This is a genomic window from Tychonema sp. LEGE 07196 (genome assembly GCF_963890365.1).
Classification (GTDB): Bacteria; Cyanobacteriota; Cyanobacteriia; order Cyanobacteriales; family Microcoleaceae; genus Microcoleus.
In genome coordinates, this window is sequence record NZ_CAWPRX010000170.1 from 1 (window position 1) to 5,377 (window position 5,377).

Here is a 5,377-nt window from a genome sequence, read left to right on the forward strand (position 1 = left end):
GGGGTAGCGGGGTGGCGCTACCGGGAACTGTGGGGGCAATTACAAAGGAGTTGCGTCCTAGGGTTCTGCTGTCAACTCCGGGCAATACTGCTAAAAAGTCGCCACTGACTCCGTTGCGAATAATTGTGCTGCCGGCTTTGCTGTCGGTGCTTTGGAAGATTACCAAATCTTCAAACTTGAGGTCGCCGCTGAGTCCGATCGAATCTTCGCCTTGGCGAAAGTCTGTGAAAATGTCCGCATCGGCGATATCCGGGCCGCCTGTGGTCACAAATGCCGGGTTAGTGCCGTTGCTGCTGCCGCTGGGGGAACTGAAGCCACCAATGACAAAGACATCTCTGCCTTCGCCTCCGGCCACGATGTCTTTGCCTTCGTCGCCCCACAGCACGTCGTTGCCAGCGCCGCCGTCGATGATGTCGTCTCCAGCACCTCCAAACACGATGTCGTCACCGTCGCCAGCAAAAATTGTGTCCGCGCCGGCATCTCCGTAGAGCCAGTCGCCTCCTTCGTTGCCAAATAGCAAGTCTTCGCCGTCGCCACCGAAGAGCGAGTCGTTACCTTGGTCGCCCCACACGATGTCGTCGCCTTTGTCGCCCAAAAAGCTATCGTCGCCAGATCCCCCGCGCAAGCTGTCGCCGCCTTTGCCGCCGTAAGCGGTGTCTTTGCCTTCGCCTCCGATTACTGTGTCGTTGCCGTCATTGCCGTACAGCAGGTCGGGGTTATTTCCCCCATCAAGGGAGTCGTTGCCTTTACCTCCGTAGATGGTATCGAGTCCTGAACCGCCGTCGAGTACGTCGTTGCCGGGCCCGCCGAACAGCACGTCGTCATCCTCGTTGCCAAATACTAAATCGTCGCCGTCCAAGCCTAGGACGGTATCGTTGCCTTGCAGCCCGGAAATCACGTCGGGGCCGGGACTGCCTCCTAGGGAGTCGTTGGCTTCTGTGCCCCGGATCACGCCTCCGATCGTTGAGGGTGCGGTACCGCCTCCGCCCAAGGTGTCGTCTATGCCACCAAATGTGTCGTCGCCGGAGGGAGGGGGAGTCGGTGCGGGTGTCGGTGTCGGTGCGGGTGTCGGTGTCGGTGCGGGTGTCGGAGTTGGCTCTGGAGTTGGCGTTGGTGCTGGCTCTGGAGTTGGAGTTGGCTCAATTATGATACGCGGTACTGCACTGGGCATTATTTTGGCTCCTTTAAACGACGGTTCCGATTAACTTTAAGAACTGATCAATCTCAGTTTATTGCCTCAAATCTGGCTTATTATTGATTAATAATCTCGCTCATTTCTAGCATAATAAATCAAAATTGCCAGGGCTATAGATTTTCTTGAACTCAGGTATTTTTTGTGCTAGAAATAGTAATGTTTGCAAGTTTTGATGTGGGTTTTGGGTACACTCTAATATCGCCGGATTTTGCTCGACCCTAAAAGTCTGAATTCAAGTCAGCCTCGATGAGCTATCCAAGGGTGGAAAAAATGAAAATCTTTGCATTCATAATTTTCTTGAGGCCTGTCGAATCTCTTAGTTTTAGCTTGACTGCTGACAAGAAACAGAACTCTGAATAAGGGGCAGAAGTGGCCCAGTTTGCTCTTGTCCGTTGACGGCTAGTTCGCTGTGACAAAGGTAAAGTACAGAACAGCGACTTAACAAATCTAGCAGAATTCGCCGCAGCCGCTGTTGGTCGGCGGTGGTTTCGTCTTCGCTTTCCCAGGGACGCCCCAGTTGCGATCGCACAAATAAGGGAGCACCAAACAATGTCGCTGCACCGCCACTCAGCCACAGGGACGAGCCGGCATCCAGCCAAAAGTGCCATTTGTGGGCGCGGCGGCTGCTGCGGTACTGGAAGATGTTGGCCAGGGTGACTGCTTGGCTTTGGGTTCCTTGGGCGCGGACGGGATAGGGGTTGGCGGTGACGGTTCCTTGGCGCAATAACTGGATGAACCGGGCGATGGTTTCTGATTCGCTGCTGTTTGTTGGTTCTTGGCGCTGGATTCGTCCGTGTATTTCCCAGTAGTGGGCGGCGGTTTCCATTAACTCTCGCAGGGCTGAGAGCCGATCGTAGGCTAGGTATCTGTCGTCGATCAGAAATTTCTGGATGGCTCGATCGAGCAGGGCTATGGGACTCGGCAACAGCCGCTCTTGTTGTTGCGATCGCTGTTGTTCGATCCACTCGACAATTTGCTCGTAGGCGGCACAGGCTCGGTGTCCCACTCTGTCCCACCGGGGAAAGGCTGTAATTGGTAGCAATTGAGGTCGATCGACATCGGGACAAAAACAGCTATCGGCGATTAAACCTGCTCTCACTTGGTCGATCGATTTTTGATTCGGAATTCTTCGACTTCGCTCAGAAAAAGTTTGAGATTTTAGATGGAAATTGGGCTGCGAATCTTCTGTTTCCACTACTTCCCGATGTTTCTGGCTGCCTAAAATTACTAGCATTTCGGCTACTGCGTCTCGATCGACTAAACGGCCTAGTCCCGGATAAACTAAGGCTAACAAAGTCAGCAAAGCTCGAATCTCTGGCGTAGTCGAGAGGGGACGCTGATCGTTGAGAGATTCGGCAACGATGCCGTGTCTGGCTAGAATTTCCGTTAAACTGTAACGGGCGATCGCATCCATCCCCGGAGCAATTACGGCGATTTCCTGCGGCTCTACGGCTGCTGATTTCACTGCATCCACGATGATTTCGGCGGTTTCTCGCAGCAGTTGGGCCCGCGAAATTGTTTCGAGCGATCGAACTGATCCGGGCAAACTCAAGCCTAAAGGATAAAAACCCTCAGAATTTACTGCTAAACTTACCGCCAATTCCCCAATTTCTGGGGATAAACCCGCTTTTGCGTCCAATTTTTCGACGATGCGACACCTGCTTTCGAGTTGGGCGAGGTCTTCGGTGTCCGCCCCCAAACCCAAACGCACTCCTCCATCCCGATTGTAGGAGAAGGCTCCCGCCACGCCTCGATCGAGCATTCGATCGAACAAATGGCGGCTGATGGCTGGATAATCGTCAACATCATCTGCGATCGTAGCTTGGTATCTAGAGGTCAACTGCTGCTGGTAAGTAACATTTGGCAACAAATATCGCCAGTAGAGTTCGCAAACAATCCCGTAAGTCAGCAGCCCCCGCGTCAAGCACCATTCCCACCACCTTTCGAGCAATTCTCCCATGCTAGCCCACAGGCTGTGCGAGCCGCCAAAGCCGACAAATCCCTGTTCCAAAATGCTCTTAATTTCTTCTCTGGGGGTGCCGCTGACAGCAGCAAGTTGTAATAAGTCTAGAGTTCGACGCACCATTCGGTTTGGACTGACTCCTGTTTGTTGCAAAATGCCTTCGTCTAATTCGCGACGCCAGAGTCGGGCGGCAAGTTCCAATTCTGTTTCAGGTTGCAGCCTCAGCGGAAATTGAGCCTTCAACTGCAGTGACTCAACTAGCAGCGGCCAAAATAGCAATACTTCTTGCTCAAAAAAACCGAAGGGTGTTGTGGAGTGAAAGGCATATTTTCCTTGGGTGGCTGCGGCGATGCGATCGGCTAATTCCAGCCGATTATCGCCGTTAGCTGCTAATACTAAAATTGCTGGGGCTGTTTGTCCCGCCCGCCACCGCCCGGAATGCCCCCGGCTTGAAACTGTTGCGGGCAAAGACTTAACGGTTTCGCTCCAAATACAGAACTGCTCGACTAAACGAGCGGTTTTGCCGGTTTTGGCGGCTCCGACAATCCAAATTGAATTTTCTGCCGGCGTTCCCAATTTTTGTAAATCTGTTACCATACCATGAATAATTTAGTCACTAATGTCTGCTGCGAACGAACCAGCTTTTAGTTATGAATACTTCTGCGTGGAATAGGTTTGTCAAATATCTCTACAGCGCTAACCAGTGGTATAGAGATACACCTGAAAGAGCCCTAGAACAGGCTTATGATGCTGCTTTAGCAATTAAGGCGATCGAAGATGAGCATTTTGGGGGCCAACGGATCTCGGAGCGAGCGGGCGATTACGGACAAAGCACCCTGTCTTACTTTAAATCCGAACTGCAAAAATACCTCAAGGTGATCCACACCAGGATGGTTGAGTTTAATGCTAGCCGTTATTTTTTGGAATTGCCCGATCGGGTAGGAGCAAAACCGCAGGCGGCAAATAATAGCACAGAGCGCCGCCAGCACGGATTAGGTTTCGACGATCGAGATGGATCATCCCTTGTCTTTGAGAAGCTTGCATTTATTGATGGGGTCATCGACAAATATATTAATCAGGGTAAATCAACTGCGATCGTTCCGGTTTTCAGCTTGGAAAACCAACAATTAAAATCTACAAATAGCACCTCTCAACTTAACGTAAACCCAGGTTCAGCTAATTCACTTCAAAATCAGGCGGGCGAAGTAGACACTAACTCTGAAGAGGTTAATTTATTACCCCGATCGCTTTTGGGAACCTTGAGTCGAATCACTAAAGAACTTAACCCAGAAGCCGAAAAAGACGTAGTTAAGAATTTTCGTAATTCTCAAGTAAAAACAGTCATTTCTCTGAGATTTATTTTGCTACTGATTTTAGTTCCGCTGTTGGCGAATCAAATTTCCAAAAACTTTATAGTAGGGCCGATAGTTGACCGTTTTAGAGTCCCGGAAGAATCTCGCATATTCATTAATTATGAGTTGGAAGAAGAAGCCTTTGAAAAACTAGAGCAATTTGAGCGGCAGCTAAAATTTGAAAAATTAATTGGCATTGCTCCGTCGCTTTCGGAAGAGGAAACGGAAAAGAAGATTACTGCAAAAGCAGTTGAGCTAGCGGAGGAATACCGTAGTGAAAGCGGTGGAGCCATTAAAAATATTTTTGCCGACTTAATTTCTTGCTTTGTTTTTGTCTGGATTCTCCTTGTTAACAAGAAAGAAATTGAGATTTTAAAATCTTTCATGGACGATGTGATTTACGGACTTAGCGACAGTGCTAAGGCTTTCATAATTATTTTGTTTACTGACGTGTTTGTCGGATTTCACTCGCCGCACGGTTGGGAAATAATTCTCGAAGGTTTATCGAGGCATTTGGGACTGCCAGAAAATAGGCAGTTTATATTTCTGTTCATCGCGACGTTTCCAGTTATCTTGGATACGGTATTTAAGTATTGGATATTCCGCTATTTAAACCGGAGTTCGCCTTCTGCGGTTGCAACTTACAAGAATATGAACGAGTAATATCAAATCTGGTAGCATCGGAACAAATAAACCGCGAAGAAGCTGATAGCATCTTCGCGGTTTATTCGATTTTACCACCTATAGAACCCATTTGACATCTTTGAGTAGAACTCTTGCAAAAATCCAAAGCACCCCACCCCAACCCTCCCCTCCCGCGGGGAGGGAGCAAGATTATTCTTATTTCTCCCCGCGGGAGGGGCTGTC

3 protein-coding genes are annotated in these 5,377 nt (G+C 49.7%); 1 reads left to right on the plus strand and 2 read right to left on the minus strand.

All coding sequences use genetic code 11. The annotated features are described in order from the left end of the window. A partial coding sequence (locus tag AACV78_RS20620; RefSeq protein WP_304941024.1) for a calcium-binding protein occupies positions 1–1,171 on the minus strand: 1,171 nt, incomplete at its 3' end. 346 nt (positions 1,172–1,517) lie between these two features. Then, entirely contained in the window at positions 1,518–3,755 is a 2,238-nt protein-coding gene (locus AACV78_RS20625; protein WP_194013019.1) for a recombinase family protein, read from the minus strand. Between the two features lie 53 nt (positions 3,756–3,808). Between AACV78_RS20625 and AACV78_RS20630 the strand changes: the two genes are divergently transcribed. Continuing rightward, positions 3,809–5,173: a proton extrusion protein PcxA gene (locus AACV78_RS20630; protein WP_194013018.1), complete on the plus strand. Its 1,365-nt coding sequence runs from the start codon at positions 3,809–3,811 to the stop codon at positions 5,171–5,173. The last annotated feature ends 204 nt before the right edge of the window (positions 5,174–5,377 follow it).

Bases quoted from the DNA above. Each gene is read 5' to 3' on its own strand.
- AACV78_RS20630 (WP_194013018.1), top strand. From the start codon at position 3,809: ATGAATACTTCTGCGTGGAATAGGTTTGTCAAATATCTCTACAGCGCT.
- AACV78_RS20625 (WP_194013019.1), bottom strand. From the start codon at position 3,755: ATGGTAACAGATTTACAAAAATTGGGAACGCCGGCAGAAAATTCAATT.